This is a genomic window from Streptomyces lonarensis (assembly GCF_012033735.1).
In the GTDB taxonomy this organism is placed as follows: domain Bacteria; phylum Actinomycetota; class Actinomycetes; order Streptomycetales; family Streptomycetaceae; genus Streptomyces; species Streptomyces lonarensis.
In genome coordinates this window covers 15,352-30,949 of the sequence record NZ_JAAVJD010000043.1, presented here as the reverse complement: position 1 = coordinate 30,949, position 15,598 = coordinate 15,352, and the positions used below count along the sequence as shown (strand labels likewise).

8 protein-coding genes, 3 pseudogenes and 1 CRISPR repeat array are annotated in these 15,598 nt (G+C 68.6%); of the genes and pseudogenes, 5 read left to right on the top strand and 6 right to left on the bottom strand.

The annotated features are described in order from the left end of the window. Positions 1-119: pseudogene (locus tag HCN56_RS08570) on the bottom strand (electron transfer flavoprotein subunit alpha/FixB family protein); the annotation flags it as partial. 300 nt (positions 120-419) lie between these two features. Between HCN56_RS08570 and HCN56_RS08565 the strand changes: the two are divergent. Next, on the top strand, positions 420-1,361 hold the full coding sequence (locus HCN56_RS08565; RefSeq protein ID WP_167968899.1) for an ROK family protein: 942 nt from the start codon (positions 420-422) through the stop codon (positions 1,359-1,361). 64 nt (positions 1,362-1,425) lie between these two features. Next, positions 1,426-2,487 (top strand): NUDIX domain-containing protein, encoded by a 1,062-nt coding sequence (locus tag HCN56_RS08560; protein WP_167968898.1) that lies wholly within the window; start codon positions 1,426-1,428, stop codon positions 2,485-2,487. A gap of 538 nt (positions 2,488-3,025) precedes the next feature. On the opposite strand, the gene HCN56_RS08555 is transcribed toward HCN56_RS08560, so the two are convergent. Then, entirely contained in the window at positions 3,026-4,414 is a 1,389-nt protein-coding gene (locus HCN56_RS08555; protein ID WP_167968897.1) for a dipeptidase, read from the bottom strand. Between the two features lie 189 nt (positions 4,415-4,603). Between HCN56_RS08555 and HCN56_RS08550 the strand changes: the two genes are divergently transcribed. Beyond that, entirely contained in the window at positions 4,604-5,809 is a 1,206-nt protein-coding gene (locus HCN56_RS08550; protein ID WP_167968896.1) for a geranylgeranyl reductase family protein, read from the top strand. 102 nt (positions 5,810-5,911) lie between these two features. Then, positions 5,912-7,284: a CRISPR direct-repeat array (repeat unit 29 nt; unit sequence CTCCTCCCCGCGCATGCGGGGGTGTTCCC). Between the two features lie 125 nt (positions 7,285-7,409). After that, positions 7,410-7,508, top strand: a pseudogene (locus HCN56_RS26320) (IS5/IS1182 family transposase); the annotation flags it as partial. Between the two features lie 65 nt (positions 7,509-7,573). Here HCN56_RS26320 and HCN56_RS08545 read toward each other — a convergent pair. The 4 genes from HCN56_RS08545 to HCN56_RS08530 form a co-directional block, all read right to left on the bottom strand. After that, entirely contained in the window at positions 7,574-11,101 is a 3,528-nt protein-coding gene (locus HCN56_RS08545) for an SAV_2336 N-terminal domain-related protein (RefSeq protein WP_280923251.1), read from the bottom strand. Positions 11,102-11,171: 70 nt separating this feature from the next. Then, positions 11,172-12,107: an AAA family ATPase gene (locus HCN56_RS08540; RefSeq protein ID WP_167968894.1), complete on the bottom strand. Its 936-nt coding sequence runs from the start codon at positions 12,105-12,107 to the stop codon at positions 11,172-11,174. Continuing rightward, positions 12,107-14,104 carry a vWA-MoxR associated conflict system protein gene (locus HCN56_RS08535; RefSeq protein ID WP_245246391.1) on the bottom strand — a complete coding sequence of 666 codons (1,998 nt, stop codon included), beginning with the start codon at positions 14,102-14,104 and terminating at the stop codon, positions 12,107-12,109. The genes HCN56_RS08540 and HCN56_RS08535 overlap by 1 nt, the downstream gene beginning before the upstream one ends. A gap of 53 nt (positions 14,105-14,157) precedes the next feature. Next, entirely contained in the window at positions 14,158-14,976 is an 819-nt protein-coding gene (locus HCN56_RS08530) for an alpha/beta hydrolase (RefSeq protein WP_245246390.1), read from the bottom strand. A gap of 447 nt (positions 14,977-15,423) precedes the next feature. Here HCN56_RS08530 and HCN56_RS26315 point away from each other — a divergent pair. Further along, positions 15,424-15,580 (top strand): annotated as a pseudogene (locus HCN56_RS26315) (IS5/IS1182 family transposase); the annotation flags it as partial. Between the last annotated feature and the right edge of the window lie 18 nt (positions 15,581-15,598).

The following is a 15,598-nucleotide window of genomic DNA, read 5'->3' as shown; positions in this document are numbered from 1 at the left end:
AGGGCCGGGACGACGGTGAAGAGGTCGCCGACGACACCGAAGTCGACCAGTTCGAAGATCGGGGCCTCGGAGTCCTTGTTGACGGCCACGATCGTCTTGGAGGTCTGCATCCCGGCGCGGTCTCCAGCGCGAAGCCGGCGAGTACGGCGTAGTGCTCCATGACGTCTCCTGGATCTCGGTCTCCCGGTACCCCGGGCCGGAGCGCCCCGCGGCGTCCGTGGGTACCACCCTCCCGGCCTGCCGTTTCGTCTGGTTTTCCCGTTGATCAAAGCCGCGTGGCGATCACATGTCGGCCGGGACACCGGGGCGGACGGCCGTCCCCCGGGCCGTCACCGCCCGGTCACCGGGCCGCCACGGCCCGGGGCCGCCGCGCCCCGGGGGTGGACAAGGGGCACCCCGCCGGGTGAGGCTTCCAGGCCATGACCACTGATCTTGTCGCCGCGCTCGACATCGGCGGAACGAAGATCGCGGGGGCGCTGGTGGACGACACCGGCGCGGTGCGCGAACGGTTCCAGGTGCCCACACCCGCCCGAGAGGGCGGTGACTCCGTGCTGGCCGCCGTCACCGCGGTCCTCGACCGCCTGGTCGCGGCGGACGGCTGGTCGGCCGTCCGCGGCCTGGGCATCGGCAGCGCCGGGCCGGTCGACGCCCGGTCGGGCACCGTCAGCCCCGTCAACATCCCCGGCTGGCGCGGCTATCCGCTGGTCTCCGGCGCCCGCCGGACGGTCGGCGACCGGCTGCCGGTGGCGCTGGTCGGTGACGGCGCCGCCATCGCCGCCGGGGAGCACTGGTGCGGCGCGGCGCGCGGCGTCGACAACGCGCTCTGCATGGTCGTCTCCACCGGGGTCGGCGGCGGGCTGGTGCTCGACGGCCGGCTGCGTACCGGCCCGAGCGGGAACGCCGGGCACATCGGCCACATCTGCGTGGAGCTGGACGGGGACACCTGCCCCTGCGGCGGCCGGGGGTGCGTGGAGGGCATCGCCAGCGGTACCGCCATCGCCCGCTGGGCGGGGGAACGCGGCCTCCTCGCCCCGGACGGCGGGCCGCCGACCGCCGCGCACGTCGCCGCCGCGGCCGGGGACGGCGAGCCCGTGGCGACGGCCGCGTTCCGGCGGGCGGCCCGCGCGCTGGCGGCGGGCATCGCCGCAACCGCCACCCTGGTGGAGCTGGACGTCGTCGTGGTCGGCGGCGGGGTCGCCCACGCCGGCGACGTGCTCTTCGCCCCGCTCACCACCGCCCTCGGCGAGTACGCGGCGCTGCCCTACGTGCGCGGCCTGCCCGTCCGCCCGGCGCTGCTGGGCGCCGACGCCGGGCTCGTCGGCGCCGCGGCGGCGGTGCGCCGTTCCCCGGGCGGCGACTGACGCACGTTTCCGCGCCCCACCGCAGCGGGCACCTGATTCCACGCCGACACGAGGAGGGTCACTGGTGATCATCTGGCTCAACGGCGCCCAGGGCGCGGGCATGTCCGCCACGGCCGCGGAGCTGACGGCTCTGCTGCCGGACTCCGTGCTGCTGGACCCCGAACGCATCGGTGACCTGCTGCGGGTCACACTCCCGGCGCGACGCCTCAAGGAGGTGGCGAACGACCAGGAACTCCCGGCCTGGCGCTGGCTGCTGGTGGAGACGGCCGCGGCCGTGCACCGGGAGACCGGCGGCGTGCTGGTGCTGCCGCTCTCGGTCCTGAGCCAGGAGCGGCGCGACGAGATGTTCGGCGGCCTGGCGTCGCGCGGCCTCGCGGTGCGGCACGTTCTGCTGGACGCTGAAGAAACGATCCTTCGCCAGCGGTTCCTCACCGACGGCCCCGCCGCCCCGGCCATGACGGTCGCCGCCTCCGGCGAGGCCGCCACCGGCGCGCGCGACGGCGCCTGGGCCCGCGACCATCTGCCCGCCTACCGCGCGGCGCTGCCGTGGCTCCGTACGGACGCCCACGTCCTCGACACCTCCGCGCTGACCGGCCGCCAGGCCGCGGAACGTGTCGCGGCCGCCGTGGGGGAGGGCGCCGGCGCGTGCGAGATCGTGCAGTCCCCGCGCCCCACCGCCGCCACCGTCGCGGCGGGCATGCTGATCTTCGACGAGCAGGACCGCGTGCTGCTCGTCGACCCCACCTACAAGCCCGGCTGGGAGTTCCCCGGCGGCGTCGTCGAACCCGGCGAGCCACCGTCGCGGGCCGCCCTCCGCGAGGTGACCGAGGAACTGGGGCTGCGGCTGGCGGACGGCCCCCGGCTGCTCGTCGTCGACTGGGAGCCCCCGGTGCCCCCGGGGTTCGGCGGCGTCCGGATGCTCTTCGACGGCGGACGGCTCCCCGAGGAGCGCTTCGGCGAACTGCTCCTCCCGGGCGAGGAACTGCGCCAGTGGCGGTTCGTCGGCACGGCGGAGGCCGAACAGCTGCTCTCACCCGGCCGCTTCCTGCGGCTCCGCTGGGCGCTGGAGGCCCGCGCCCGCGGCAGGACCATCAACCTGGAGGCCGGCATACCCGTCAGCCCCTGACCCGGGTCCCCGATCCCTGACCTCTGACCCCTGACACCGATCCCGGTCCGACCGCGGTTCCGGTCGGACCGCGACGGCTACCGCGCCCCCGGTGTCGGTACCGGCCCTGACCGGGGCCTGGCGCACCCCGGACACCCCCCGTCCGTGGACACCCTCCGCGTACTTCCAATGGCTCTCCGTGTTCCCCGCATGGTCGCGCCCCGGTGGTCGCCCGCGCCGCGACGTGGCTGACTCGGAGCAGACGCCCCGAGGCAGAAGGAGCCACGACGTGGAACCCCGCGAGGGGGCCGGCCCGAAGTGCCGGTCCCGCACCATAGTTGGACGGGTGGGCGCACCGGCGCCGCTCACCCCGCGCAGCACGGCCCGCCGCCCCCGCGGGTCCAGCCGCCGGTACGCGAGACGGTCGGCGCCCTGACCTCGCCGCCCCGACCCGCCGCCGGAACAGCGCCCGGCGGAGTGTCGACACGAGGGTCCCGCCCCGGCAGCAGCCGGGCACGGGGCCCTCGTCGCTGTGCGACGGCGGAACGCGGGGCAGGACTCAGCCGGCGTCGGTCCCCGCCGAGCGGGCGTACTCCCGCAGGAACACCGCCTCGGTCACCGACATCCGCTCCAGCTCCTGCGGCGAGACGCTCTCGTCCACCGCGTGGATGCGGGCCGCCGGCTCGCTCAGCCCGATCAGCAGCAGCTCCGCCTCCGGGTACAGCCCCGCGAGCGTCGAGGTCAGCGGGATCGAACCGCCCTGCCCCGTGATCTCCATCGGCGCGCCGTCGTAGCCGGCCGCCATCGCCGTCGCCATCGCCGTGTACGCCGGGCTGTCGGTGTCCGCCCGGAACGGGTGCCCCTCACCGGTGGCCTCCACCTCCACCCGTGCACCCCACGGGGCGTGCGCCTCCAGGTGCGAGGCCAGCAGCTTCGCCGCCTCGGCGGGGTCCGTGCCCGGCGGCACCCGCAGGCTCACCAGGGCCCGCGCCTGCGCGTGCACCGACGGCGTCGCGCCCACCACCGGCGGGCAGTCGATGCCGAGCACCGTCACCGCCGGGCGCGCCCACAGCCGGTCGGCGACCTCGCCGGAACCGATCAGCTCCACCCCGTCCAGTACCCGCGCGTCGGCACGGAACTGCTCCTCCGGGTAGGCCGTCCCCGGCCAGACCTCGTCCGCACCCAGCCCGTCGACCGTGGTCGAACCGTCCGCCGCGCGCAGCGAGTCCAGCACCCGGATCAGCGCCGCCAGCGCGTCCGGCGCGGCGCCGCCGAACGAACCGGAGTGCAGGTTGCCCTCCAGCGTCCGGACGGTGACCCGCGCCATCGTCATGCCCCGCAGCACCGCGGTCACCGTGGGCCGGCCGACCTGGAAGTTGCCGCAGTCACCGATCACGATGGTGTCGGCCCGCAGCAGCTCCGGGTGCGCCTCGGCGTACCGCTCCAGCCCGCCGGTGCCCTGCTCCTCGGAGCCCTCCACGATCACCTTCACCCCGACCGGCACGCCGCCCGAGGCACGCAGTGCCCGCAGCGCCAGCAGGTGCATGATCAGGCCGCCCTTGCAGTCGGCGGCGCCGCGCCCGTACCAGCGGCCGTCCCGCTCCGTCAGCTCGAACGGCGGGGAGGTCCACGCCGCCTCGTCCAGCGGCGGCTGCACGTCGTAGTGCGCGTACAGCAGCACCGTGGGCGCACCGGCCGGACCGGGCAGGTAGCCGAAGACGGACTGCGTGCCGTCGGGGGTGTCCAGCAGCGCGACGTCGGTGAACCCCTCGGCGCGCAGCGCGTCGGCGACCCAGTTCGCGGCTCGCTCGCACTCCTCCGGAGGGAACTGCGCGGGGTCCGCGACGGAACGGAACGAGACCAGCTCGGCGAGTTCACGGCGGGCCTCGGGCATCATCGCGGCGACCGCCGAGGCGAGGGTGGCGTCGTCGGGGTGGTGAGTCGGCATCGTGTGCGGCTCCTCAGCGGGACGGACACGGCCCGCGACGGCTCGGCGGACCGGGTGGTTCGTGGGGTGCGGAGATCATCCCACAGCGCCGATGCCGGGGGTCGGCGCCGTAGGATGCGGAAGCGGTTGGCCGAGAGGCGGCCCGGGCCAGGGCCGGTCGAGACGGGTGGACGGGAGCGTCAGCGACAGGTGAGCAGGGACAGCGCGGCCGGAGACGGCGACGAGGTGTGGGACGTCATCGTGGTGGGCGCCGGGCCGGCCGGGTCCTCCGCCGCACGGGCGGCGGCTGCCGCCGGGCGGCGGACCCTGCTGCTGGAGAAGGCCGAACTGCCCCGGTACAAGACCTGCGGCGGCGGCATCATCGGACCGACCCGTGACGCGCTGCCGCCCGGGTTCGAACTCCCGCTGCGCGAACGCGTCCACGCCGTCACCTTCTCCCTCGACGGCAAGCTCGCCCGCACCCGCCGCTCCCGGCGGATGCTCTTCGGGCTGGTGAACCGGCCCGAGTTCGACCAGGCGCTGGCCGAGGCGGCGGTCGCCGCCGGTGCGGTGCTGCGCACCGGCGCTCAGGTGGCGCGAGTGGAGCAGCACGGCGCTGCCGTCCCCGACCGGCGCACGGTCGCCGTCGTCCTGTCGGGCGGCGAGACGCTACTGGCGCGCGCCGTGGTCGGCGCCGACGGCTCCGCCAGCCGCATAGGGACACACGTCGGGGTGCGGCTGGAACAGGTCGACCTCGGGTTGGAGTCGGAGATCCCGGTCCCGCCGGAGGTCGCCGCCGACTGGAAGGGCCGCGTCCTCATCGACTGGGGCCCGCTGCCCGGCTCCTACGGCTGGGTCTTCCCGAAGGGCGACACCCTCACCGTCGGCGTCATCGCCCGGCGCGGCGAGGGCGCCGCGACCCGGCAGTACCTCAGCGACTTCATCGGGCGGCTGGGGCTCGCGGGCTTCGAACCGTCCGTCTCCTCCGGGCATCTGACCCGCTGCCGCACCGACGACTCGCCGCTGTCACGCGGCCGGGTCCTGGTCTGCGGCGACGCGGCGGGACTGCTGGAGCCGTGGACCCGGGAGGGCATCTCCTTCGCGCTGCGCTCGGGACGACTGGCGGGGGAGTGGGCGGTGCGCATCGCCGAGGCCGGGGACGCGGTCGACGCCCGCCGGCAGGCGCTCAACTACACCTTCGCGGTGAAGTCGGGGCTCGGCGCCGAGATGGGTGTCGGACGGCGCCTGCTCGACATGTTCACCCGCCGCCCCCGCCTGGTGCACTCGGCGCTCATCGGCTTCCGCCCGGCATGGACTGCGTTCACCCAGATCACCCGGGGCTCCAACACCCTCGCCGGCATCGTCCGCACCTCGCCGGTGGCCCGCAAGGTCCTCGAACTGCGGGACCGGCCGTGAGAGGGAGAGGCAGGAAAGGGGTGAGGGATGGGCGAAATGCCGGAGTTTGGTAAAGTGAGTAAAATCCGGGCTCGGCGCCGATAACGTCGCAGGTCGCGCACTCTCCTCCCCGCGCATGCGGGGGTGTTCCGCTTCCGGTGCAGGCTGCCGTACCCGCGCTGAGCTCTCCTCCCCGCGCATGCGGGGGTGTTCCCGCTACACACAAGACGCTACGTGACGCAACCGTCTCCTCCCCGCGCATGCGGGGGTGTTCCCGCGAAGCTGGACCGCCTCACGTCACCGCGCTGCTCCTCCCCGCGCATGCGGGGGTGTTCCCGCGGCGTTCGACGCGCTGCTGGGCCGCCCGGACTCCTCCCCGCGCATGCGGGGGTGTTCCCAAGGCCACGGGCGCCCGTATGACCCGCTGCAACTCCTCCCCGCGCATGCGGGGGTGTTCCCAGCGCTTCCCCCAGCGTCATCTGGAGGGTCCGCTCCTCCCCGCGCATGCGGGGGTGTTCCCATCTCGGCGATGTGGGTGACGGTGAGATGGTCCTCCTCCCCGCGCATGCGGGGGTGTTCCTGCCGTCGGCCAGCCACGCCACCATGCCGTTGACTCCTCCCCGCGCATGCGGGGGTGTTCCCGGGTTGACCGTTCTCGTCGAGCGGGATCTCCACTCCTCCCCGCGCATGCGGGGGTGTTCCCTACTGGCGGATGATGCACCGGGCGGACGGTGGCTCCTCCCCGCGCATGCGGGGGTGTTCCCACGTCGCCGAAGAGCCCGCCGATGGCCGCGAGCTCCTCCCCGCGCATGCGGGGTGTTCCCTCGGACGCCCATGACGCCCAGGAACTCCCCGCTCTCCTCCCCGCGCATGCGGGGGTGTTCCCTGGACCGCATGGCGCCGATCCGCGGTGAGCTGCTCCTCCCCGCGCATGCGGGGGTGTTCCCCACGCGGCGGACCCCGGCGGGGATCGGGTCCCCTCCTCCCGGCGCATGCGGGGGTGTTCCCGACGACGAGTACGACGACGTCGCGGACATGCACTCCTCCCCGCGCATGCGGGGGTGTTCCCGCGGCCGGCGGGTGGGCCGCCGGGGCCACCACCTCCTCCCCGCGCATGCGGGGGTGTTCCCGTCGCGCGCCCAGTCCTCATCCGAGCGGTGCCCTCCTCCCCGCGCACGCGGGGGTGTTCCCCCATGGTGGCGACGAGCAGCCCCCACCCGAGCCTCCTCCCCGCGCATGCGGGGGTGTTCCCACGGAAGGGGAGCGAAATAGTGGTCAACTCGTCTCCTCCCCGCGCATGCGGGGGCGTTCCCGCGCAGGTCGTCCCGCAAATCCCCCGGGGTCCCTCCTCCCCGCGCATGCGGGGGTGTTCCCCGACCCGCCGGGCCGAACTCGTCATCCGCCACCTCCTCCCCGCGCATGCGGGGGTGTTCCCCAGTGACGCGCGGGTAGGCGCTGGCGTCGTCGCTCCTCCCCGCGTATGCAGGGGTGTTCCCGCCCTTGTGTGCGAATAAGCTGATTCCAGCCCCCCTGGTGGGTTGTGTGATTGGGCTGATAACGGGGTGAAGCCCCTGGTAGGCGGGTTCACGACCAAGATCGCCCGTTCCACCAGAGGCTTCACATGCTTGCCTACCCGCCCGGTGACGACGTGTCCAGCTCCACCATGCGCTTCCTTGCGCAGCAGCTGCGCCGTCGTCGCGGAGCGATCGGCTCCTGGTTGTGAAGGCTCAGCGCAGGTCGTCAGGCTCTGCCCCCGGGCCACCGCATATCACCTACTGACCGTGTTCACTTGCCGGGCGATTGCTGCGCGCGGACCCTCAGTCCGAACTCCTGAGGCGTAAGCCCGAGGCGCGCCGTTTCTTCGATAGCCTGATGCAGCTTGCCAGTCATCGTGGCAACCTCGACGTAGGCGCCCTCGAGCTCGGGAGTTGTATAGAGGCGGCACAGATCCTCGTATCCGATTCGATATCCGAACCACCTGCCCAGCTGCAGCAGGGACTCGTGTGTGGATGACGAGGGAAGGACGTAGCCGACTGTGAGGCCTTCGAGTGTAAGCCCCCAAGAGGGCTGGGCGCCGGCGATCACTACGACATTCAAGCCAGCAGCTTCACCCTCAGAATACGCGAGGCTATCACGAGACCCGCCATTGGCTGCACGGATCTGGATCTTCCTCATCGCAGGGATCAGATGTTCCGCAACTTCCTCCCATGAAGTCCTCGCGGCATCGCTAGAGGAGAGAGCTTCGCTCGTAGGTGAGAAGTCTGACAGCCACAGGTTCCGGAGGGCGGCCATCTGTTGAACTGCTGCGGGGCTGCGCCCATTCTGCAGGATATCTATAACGTAGCCAATACGGGCACAGACCTGATCGAATACCTGGGCTTGCACTCTGGTAAAGCGACTGACCGACACGAGCATGGAGTTATGCACCGAGATCTGACCTCTTGCTCGACGCGCGGCACAGGAAACAATAAAGGCGTCAATCGCTTCACTCAGCGAGTCGGGAAGTTCTGCGCCCGGCACGTGCTTCGCCGAGTGTTGTGACGGCACCCAGTTTTTATGGTCTGTGACGCGTCGTACGAGGGGGAGCACTTCGGTCGGCGCTGCACTCCTGCCCTCACCCTGCGTAATGAAGAGGCGTTCCGGTCCTAGATAGTTCGACGGTGCACGAAGGCTGTACAAAAAGCTGTGCGGAAAAAGACTAGAGCTGACCTCTTTGCTGTGCTTATCTGCTTCAAGGAACATTCCGGCGAGTGGGGTAGACACATACCCGATATACGCGAACCTTTGAAAAGTTGCCAGGAATCTGCGAATGCTTCGCCCTGTGACTGGAAGGCTGTTGTCCGGGGCTGAATTCAAAGGGGCGTAATATCTATCTACGTCATCGTCCACGATGAGAATGGGGACATCCACCACGGAGTCTCCTCCCGTGGCATGATCAACTCTTCCGTACTGCTCCGTGAGCCAGGCTTTGAGGTTCTCCATGACTCGCGAGTTTCTCTTTACCACGAAGACAAGGGGAAGCGCCCGCTCTCGAAAATCGAACCCATGAATTTTTAGGGGTTTTGGGCTGAAATCACCCTTCTCGCTGCTGTTGGTCATGGAAACAATGCTCAATGGTTTAGCTTTAGGTAGGGCGCCAACGCCGAGCCGGCGCTCGGCGGTATCTCCATTCGGCACGTCAGAGAACATCTGATACTGGGAGTCAAAACCCAGTAGCCCCTCGTCGACGCGCAATTGCGTTTGTGTTCGCAGAGCGTTGTGAGGGCCGGTTATGATCACGATCAGGCGGTAACCCGCGTCGACGGCCTTGGCCGCGAGGCCGATGTAGTGGCTGGTCTTGCCCGACTGAGGCTGCCCGATGACCAGGCCAGTACGCCGCCAAGCCCCGGGGCGCCGTGGATCTTCGAGACGGGCCAGTACGTCATTTGTGCTCTCGTCAAGACGCTGTGCCACGCGGGGCGGCACGCCCCGGGCCTCGCGAAGAAACCGTTCGTACCGCTCCCAGAAGTCCCAGTGGTGGGTACCTGTATCGCGCCTTAGCCACGGCAGATGGCCGCGGTCGTTGTCTAGAACCGCTGCGGGTTCTTGAAATGCGACCACCTGAGTCTGGATCTCCCTCAGCAGGGCCACACGGTCTACCGTCTTTCCTTGTCCAGCAAGCACCCTTGCGACGGTGTCCGCGCAGGCTGTAATTTCCAGTGGAGTTGGTTGACGGTCCGTCGGTAGCAGGCCAAGAGCAAGACGCAGTGCGAAACTCACCCCCGACTGGGCGTCATGCCGGGGTAGAGGCGCCAGGCGGGGTTCATCATGGGTCCTCTCGGGAGCGACGACCTGCTCCGGCGTTTGTACGCCCAGCAGATCAAGGGTCTGCCGCGAGGCTCGGGCGAACGGGTAGATTTCTGCGTGCAGTTCTCCTGAAGCAGACGGGTCAGACACTACAGATGTCAGTTCCCGGCCGCTCAGACGCTTGGCGATATGACGGTCGAGTGCATCTCCCATCCGCCACACGTCGTCCTTAGTTAGTCTTTCCCTCAGCGCCTCCTGGGCAGCCCCGATTAGCGAAAGTTCGATCGAGTCGCCCTCACCCGTGATCTCGAACAGTCCGCTGGTGACCAGCTCTGCCACGTCCGCAGTGGCCGCGTCCGGCACGAGCGCCTCCCGGACAAGGTGCAGCACTGCCAAGGGCAGCCGATCGAATGTGGCGCAGAGCACTGCGAGTCTGACCGCCGCCATGCTGGCGGTGCGGAGGAACCCGTGCGCGCGGACCTCGGGCGGTACGGGTTGGGCGGCTGGAACGTTGTGCGCAGCCAGACGCCCCCTTAGCGGTACGAGCACAGCCGTGCAGCCCGTCGGATCGTTGCGCATCATTGCGCGTGACCAGCGCCCAATGCTGTGCGGTGACATAGACAGGACGGGGACCGGCTGCCAGGAGCCGGGTCTGCCGAACGCGCCCTGGCCGAGTAGCGGCGGGGCATCGTAGGGGAGCCTGGCGCCGTACGGGCCAAGGACAGTCGGGGTGACCCTCACAAGTGGAAGGTCGAGACCGGTGCTACGCCACAAGCGGGTTGGCAACGGGTTGAGCAAGGCAACCGGCGTAGTGCCCGCCCAGGCGTGCATCAATTGCCAAATCTCGGGCTGCCGCCAGGCATTGGCCGCACAGTCGGAAACGAGGATCACGAGCGCCCTGCCGTCAGGGGATCCAAGCTGGCCCGGAGAGATGGGGCTGCCGTCTGTTCGGAACAAGAGATCGCGAACCCGTAGCGTGCGGAAGGCACCAGTTCTGGCGAAGAGCGCGGTCAACTCTCTCAGCGTCTCTCGCCACACTCGCATGCCGGGGGAACCGTCAATGACGAACGTCACGTCAAACCACCGCTCGGGGGCGGGGGTGAACGCGGGGATCAGGTGGCCGCTCCGCGCGTAGCTAGCGACGGTTAGATTGACGTCGAGCTCGGCCCTCCGCCCTTCGTTCCACCGCCGCTTCCATGGCCGTAGTGCACGAGTCAGCTCAAGGGCATACGGGAGCGCTGCCGCACGACGTACCGATACTGCGGTACCTCGGAGCCGATCCGGCCCGCCAACACTGCGTACATGCAGGGCATGATTGGTGACCTGCGCGGTCCTGACAGTCTCCGGCTGAGACGTGCCAGACTGTACGACGGGCGCATCAGCCATAAGGGCTGTTCCAGTGTGGTCGGGTGTAGGGGCCGGCGGGACCGCAGCGGTCGCTGGCAAGACACCCCGCGACTCCGCTAGGTCTTGGCCCGTGCTTGTGTCACTGGCCATTCGCGAGGCCAGCCACAGTACTTCCGCCATGGCGGTCCCGTCCAAGTCTGGTGCAGCCGTCCCTAACGCTGCCAGCACCCGGGGCAGGCCCTCAGACATCTCAGGCGCGGGACAGTTCACGCAGCAGCAGCTCCTCGATGTCTCGCCGTCGGCCCTCATCAGGTGCGATGCTCGTACTCAAAAGGTAAACTGCATTGAGTAGTTGGTCCACCGCCAGATTTTCGCCCTTTTCCAGTCGGGCGACAAATGTGGCGATTAGCTGTTGCGAGGTGGCCGACCCTGCGGCGCCATCGTCGAGATGCGCGGTGACAACCCTCGTCAGCATTTCGACCGTGGGCTGCGGCATCGTGAAGCGGACGCAGCGCCGTAGGAACGCGGCTGGGAATTCGCGTTCACCGTTGCTGGTCATTACGATGAACGGGAACTCGGAGCATTGCACCCTACCCCGCACGATCTGGTGCCGACGGTCGCCGTCCCACTCGCGGATATGGACCACATCCTCTGTGTAGCGGGCGAGCTCGGGGATTTCGAACTCCCCACGTTCCAGTGCATCCAGCAGATCGCTTGGGAGGTCAAGGTCGCTCTTGTCGATCTCGTCCACTAGCAGAGCCCTTGAGTGTTTCGATGGCAACAGGGCCGTGCCAAGGGGGCCCATGCGGAGAAAGGGGGTAATGTCATCGCTGCCATCCCGGCCTTCCAGCCGTTGGGCGTGGATCCTGCCGAGCGCGTCGTACCGGTAGAGAGCGTCGCTCAGGGTGGAACGCGAGGTGATGTGCCAGCGCAGTACCGGTCCCAAACCGAGTTCGACGGCGACCTGCTCGATCACGGTCGACTTGCCAGATCCGGCCGGGCCGGTCAGCAGCAGCGGACGGCGCAGCAACAGCGCGGCATTCACAGCCTCTACCAGACCGGGCAACGGAACGAACTCGTTGTGAAGAGGTCTGCGGGGGAACTCGCGCCAGGGCGGAGCAGGGTCGAGTCTACGGGCCTGCTCGGGAGCGCGACCGTGCCCCGCGTAGAAAGGCTGCCAGGTCATCAGGGTTTTCTCTCCTCAGTCGTGTACTTCTTGAACCAACGGCAGAAATCGAGATAGTCCAGGTCGTCCCAGACTGCTCGCAGTCGGTGTAGGCCGTCGTGGCCCGGTTGGCTGGAGTCTTTGCTTTGCATGGACCCGTTCTGCCGTCTCTCGCGGTACATCGAAGAGAACTTTCCCGGCAGGTGGTGCCAACTCTCGTCGATATAGCGGCGGGTATCCTCGGAAACCTGGCTGCTGCCCTCCTCCGGCCACAAGACGATAGGCGAGGAGGTCAACAAGGTCACCATGATATCGCCAAGCTTCGCGGGGCGATGGCTGAGTGCCACCGCCTGGTCGTGCGGGCAACTTTCCAAACAGTCCTGCAGCTCTCCATCAAGGCAGGTTTCGGCCTCCTCAATCCAGTGGACCCGCTGCCCGCACTCCGCAGCCGCCATCGCATGCAGCTTATGCCGGGCCTCGTGATTGATCCAGAAGAGGTGCTCGGGGGGTTGCATTCGCTCGCTCCAGCGCAGGACCACATCGTGCCGGTCGCCGAGTCGCCTGCCGTAATAGGTCTCCTCGGGTCGCCACCGAACTAGCAGCTGAGCTGGGGCCGCGATCTCAACCCGCTTCAACGGGACGTCGAGTGACTCAGCGAGATCAGATGCCCAGCTCAGGGCTGTGCCGACCTGTAGTTCTACTCCGCTGCGGTCAGGGCGGCAGACGAACTCTCGATGCTGGTAGTGGTTCTTGCCGTCGAGCAGCCACGCTGTGAGGGATTCGGGCCACTCGTCGCTCACCGCGGCGTGTAGGGAGATGATGAGTCGCAGCCGCATGTCGCGGTCACGCTCCTTCCACTGCTCCCAGGCATCGTTAAGGTCGATGTCCGCTCCTAAGTCAACGGCCCACTGCCGGAGGTCAGGGTGGCCGGGTGGCACGTCCGTCGCCATTGCGAGGGAGGTCACGAACTGCACCAAAGGAACCACCGAACGTTGGCCCACGCGTGGAGCCCGCAGTCGTATGTACTCAACCGCGTCGCGCAGCAGGTCGTTGCCTGCAGCAGTAGGTAGTCCGTCAGCCTGCGGAGTGCTAGCGACGAGGGATCGCCTCAATACTTTCGAAGTCAGTTCGCGACCTGGCCAGGCAGCCAATAGGGCCCGGGTGCGAATGCAGTGCCGAACGGCCTCGATCAGCGCGCGCGCCCGTGCGCCCTGCTGAGGCTCCCACTGGAGCGCCTCCTTCTCCACCTCCTCAAGTTGCCGCATCTCGTCAAGGCCGCCTGGGACGGCCCGCCAGGCAGGGAGCACTTGATCCAATTCAGAACAAGCCAGGGGGCCCAGCAGCCGCCCTACCTGACGCGCCGTGTGCCGCCGATTGTACGCCAGCCATAGACCAATCTCCTGAAACTGGGCGCCGTCCCAGTCCATTCGGTAGATGTCCTGACCGACGGTGCCGCCGTCCAGGCGGACGGCTCGCAGGACGGCCTCGGGGGATAGTCGTTCTGCGGCTTGCTCGACACCATCCTGGACAATCTTGGTGATGGTTTTGCTGAACCGCAGCTCGAATGCCTCTTCGGCTTGTCCCGCACCCATGAGCAGCGACAGTCGTGTGTTGCCCTGCCGAATACCGCTGGCGATGGCCTTAACGTCGGGCGCTGCGCCCGCCGCATAGCATGTGTCCATGATAGCGATGAGCCCAGACAAGCCAGGCGTCTCAATCACCTGTTTCAGCAGGGAGCCCACATCAACAGTTGTAGTGAGTTCCTCACTCCGTGAATTACCGGCCATGAAGTAGAGGTTGCCACCGGAGGTAATTCCATGACCGAGCAAGGCAAGGATAAGTACTGCGCCTGCCTCCCCAGCCGCGCGTGCGCAATCACGGATTTCCTGTTCGATCTCCGATTGGTCAGGATGCCCAACCAGCAAACTCCTCGGCGCGTGCGAGACCGTGCAGGCGCCACCGCTCGGCTCGGTGAGTGCGGCGTGGAGAGACCTCGCCGCATTGTCTAGATCGCTCAATAGGCCCGCAGTCCGGCACTGTGCCGCGATTACCAGGGCGTGACGACGGCTGGTCACTGACCCGCGAGGGTGTCCAGGGCCTCAACGACAGGGCCGGCGATGGCAGGGTGGGCTAGGTATTTGACTGCGGAATGCACCCAAAGCCCGTCCGAGTCGACGCGGTCGCTCACTGGGCCCACCCCGGCTCCATTGGGGCGGACGAAGTGCTCCAGTATGGGACGGGCAGCGATCACGTCGTCACGGTCCCAGAAGTTGAGCCAGCGACCGACGGTCTCGGGCGTCCCAGCTGGCTGTGGCCTCGTGCGGTGTAGGACAGCCGTCCGCATTCCGAGGGGTGAGCCGAGTGTGACAAACAGCGGTACGTCTCCCTTGTGTTCGTGTAGTGCCTCCAGGGCCACGACCGTGCCGAGGGAGTGTGCGACTACCACGGTGGGGCCATTCAGGCCGAGATGGCCCGCTACCCGCTCCCGGATTCTTCGGTCAAGGGAAATGCCAGTAGCATCCGCTTCCGCACGGTTTAGGTAGCGAGCGACCTGCCCGAGGGTCGCCAGCGTCAGTTGAGAGCTCGCGATGCCGCCGAACCAGCGCAGGCCTGGGGTCGACATGAGAGTGGTCAAGGCGTTCAGCGTTCGACGACCGATGTTCCCGAACCCTTGGCTCTGCCCGGTCGGCGCGAGCTGAGCCTGGGCATGTAGTAACACTCGCTCCTCTTGCCCGGCGAGATCGGGGGTGGCGAGGTGATCCCTGATGGCCTCAAGGAGTAGCTCGCCGACGAGGGCGGCATCGTCGGCTCCTAGCGAGTCGGCGCCACCCTGGGCCCCCGGCTTCCTGAAGAGGTCGCCGTAGTAGGCAAAGCTCGTCGAGGAGTGCAAGCCGCCGACTAGGGCGGAGACACCTCGGGAGTGCCCGGCGCGCCAAGCCCCACGCGTCAAAGCCCGCAACCACTCCTCTCCCTCGGCTTTGGCATCACGAGGACCTCCGACGCCGTGGACAAAGACAAGGCGCGGTTTCACTCTCCCACCCCCACAAGTCAGTACATTAGCTTAGCCTTGATCTCGTTGGCGGGTGTGACCGAGCGCTTGAGCTGGACGGAGAGGAGCGGTCCACGGCAGGGGAACCGCGAACAGCTCAAGGATCTTCAGTCGGATCCCAGTCCGGTGGAGAGGAGAATCGTTCTGCCAGCGCGCTCCCTTCTGGGTGCCTCCCAGCGAGCTGATTCCAACCTGCCTGGCCAGTAGTGCGGTTGGGCTGACAGCGTGGTGAAGCCCCTGGTAGACGGGTTCACGGCCCAGATTGCCTCGCCCGCCCTGAGGGGGCACGTGCTTGTCTACCCGTCCGGGCTGGACGTGTCCTGCCTTGCGCCTGCTGTCGACCGAGCTCTGCCGGCGCCGGGCAGTGATCAGGGCCCGCTGGCGACGCCCGAACACGGGGCGCCAGGCTCTGCTCACGCTGGCCCGCCTCCGCAACCCCACACCCATACGCCCAGCAAAATGA

What these genes read in the sequence shown, in the direction of transcription:
- HCN56_RS08565 (WP_167968899.1), top strand. Translation starts at nt 420, where the DNA reads ATGACCACTGATCTTGTCGCCGCGCTCGACATCGGCGGAACGAAGATC.
- HCN56_RS08555 (WP_167968897.1), bottom strand. Translation starts at nt 4,414, where the DNA reads ATGCCGACTCACCACCCCGACGACGCCACCCTCGCCTCGGCGGTCGCC.
- HCN56_RS08545 (WP_280923251.1), bottom strand. Translation starts at nt 11,101, where the DNA reads ATGGCGGAAGTACTGTGGCTGGCCTCGCGAATGGCCAGTGACACAAGC.
- HCN56_RS08540 (WP_167968894.1), bottom strand. Translation starts at nt 12,107, where the DNA reads ATGACCTGGCAGCCTTTCTACGCGGGGCACGGTCGCGCTCCCGAGCAG.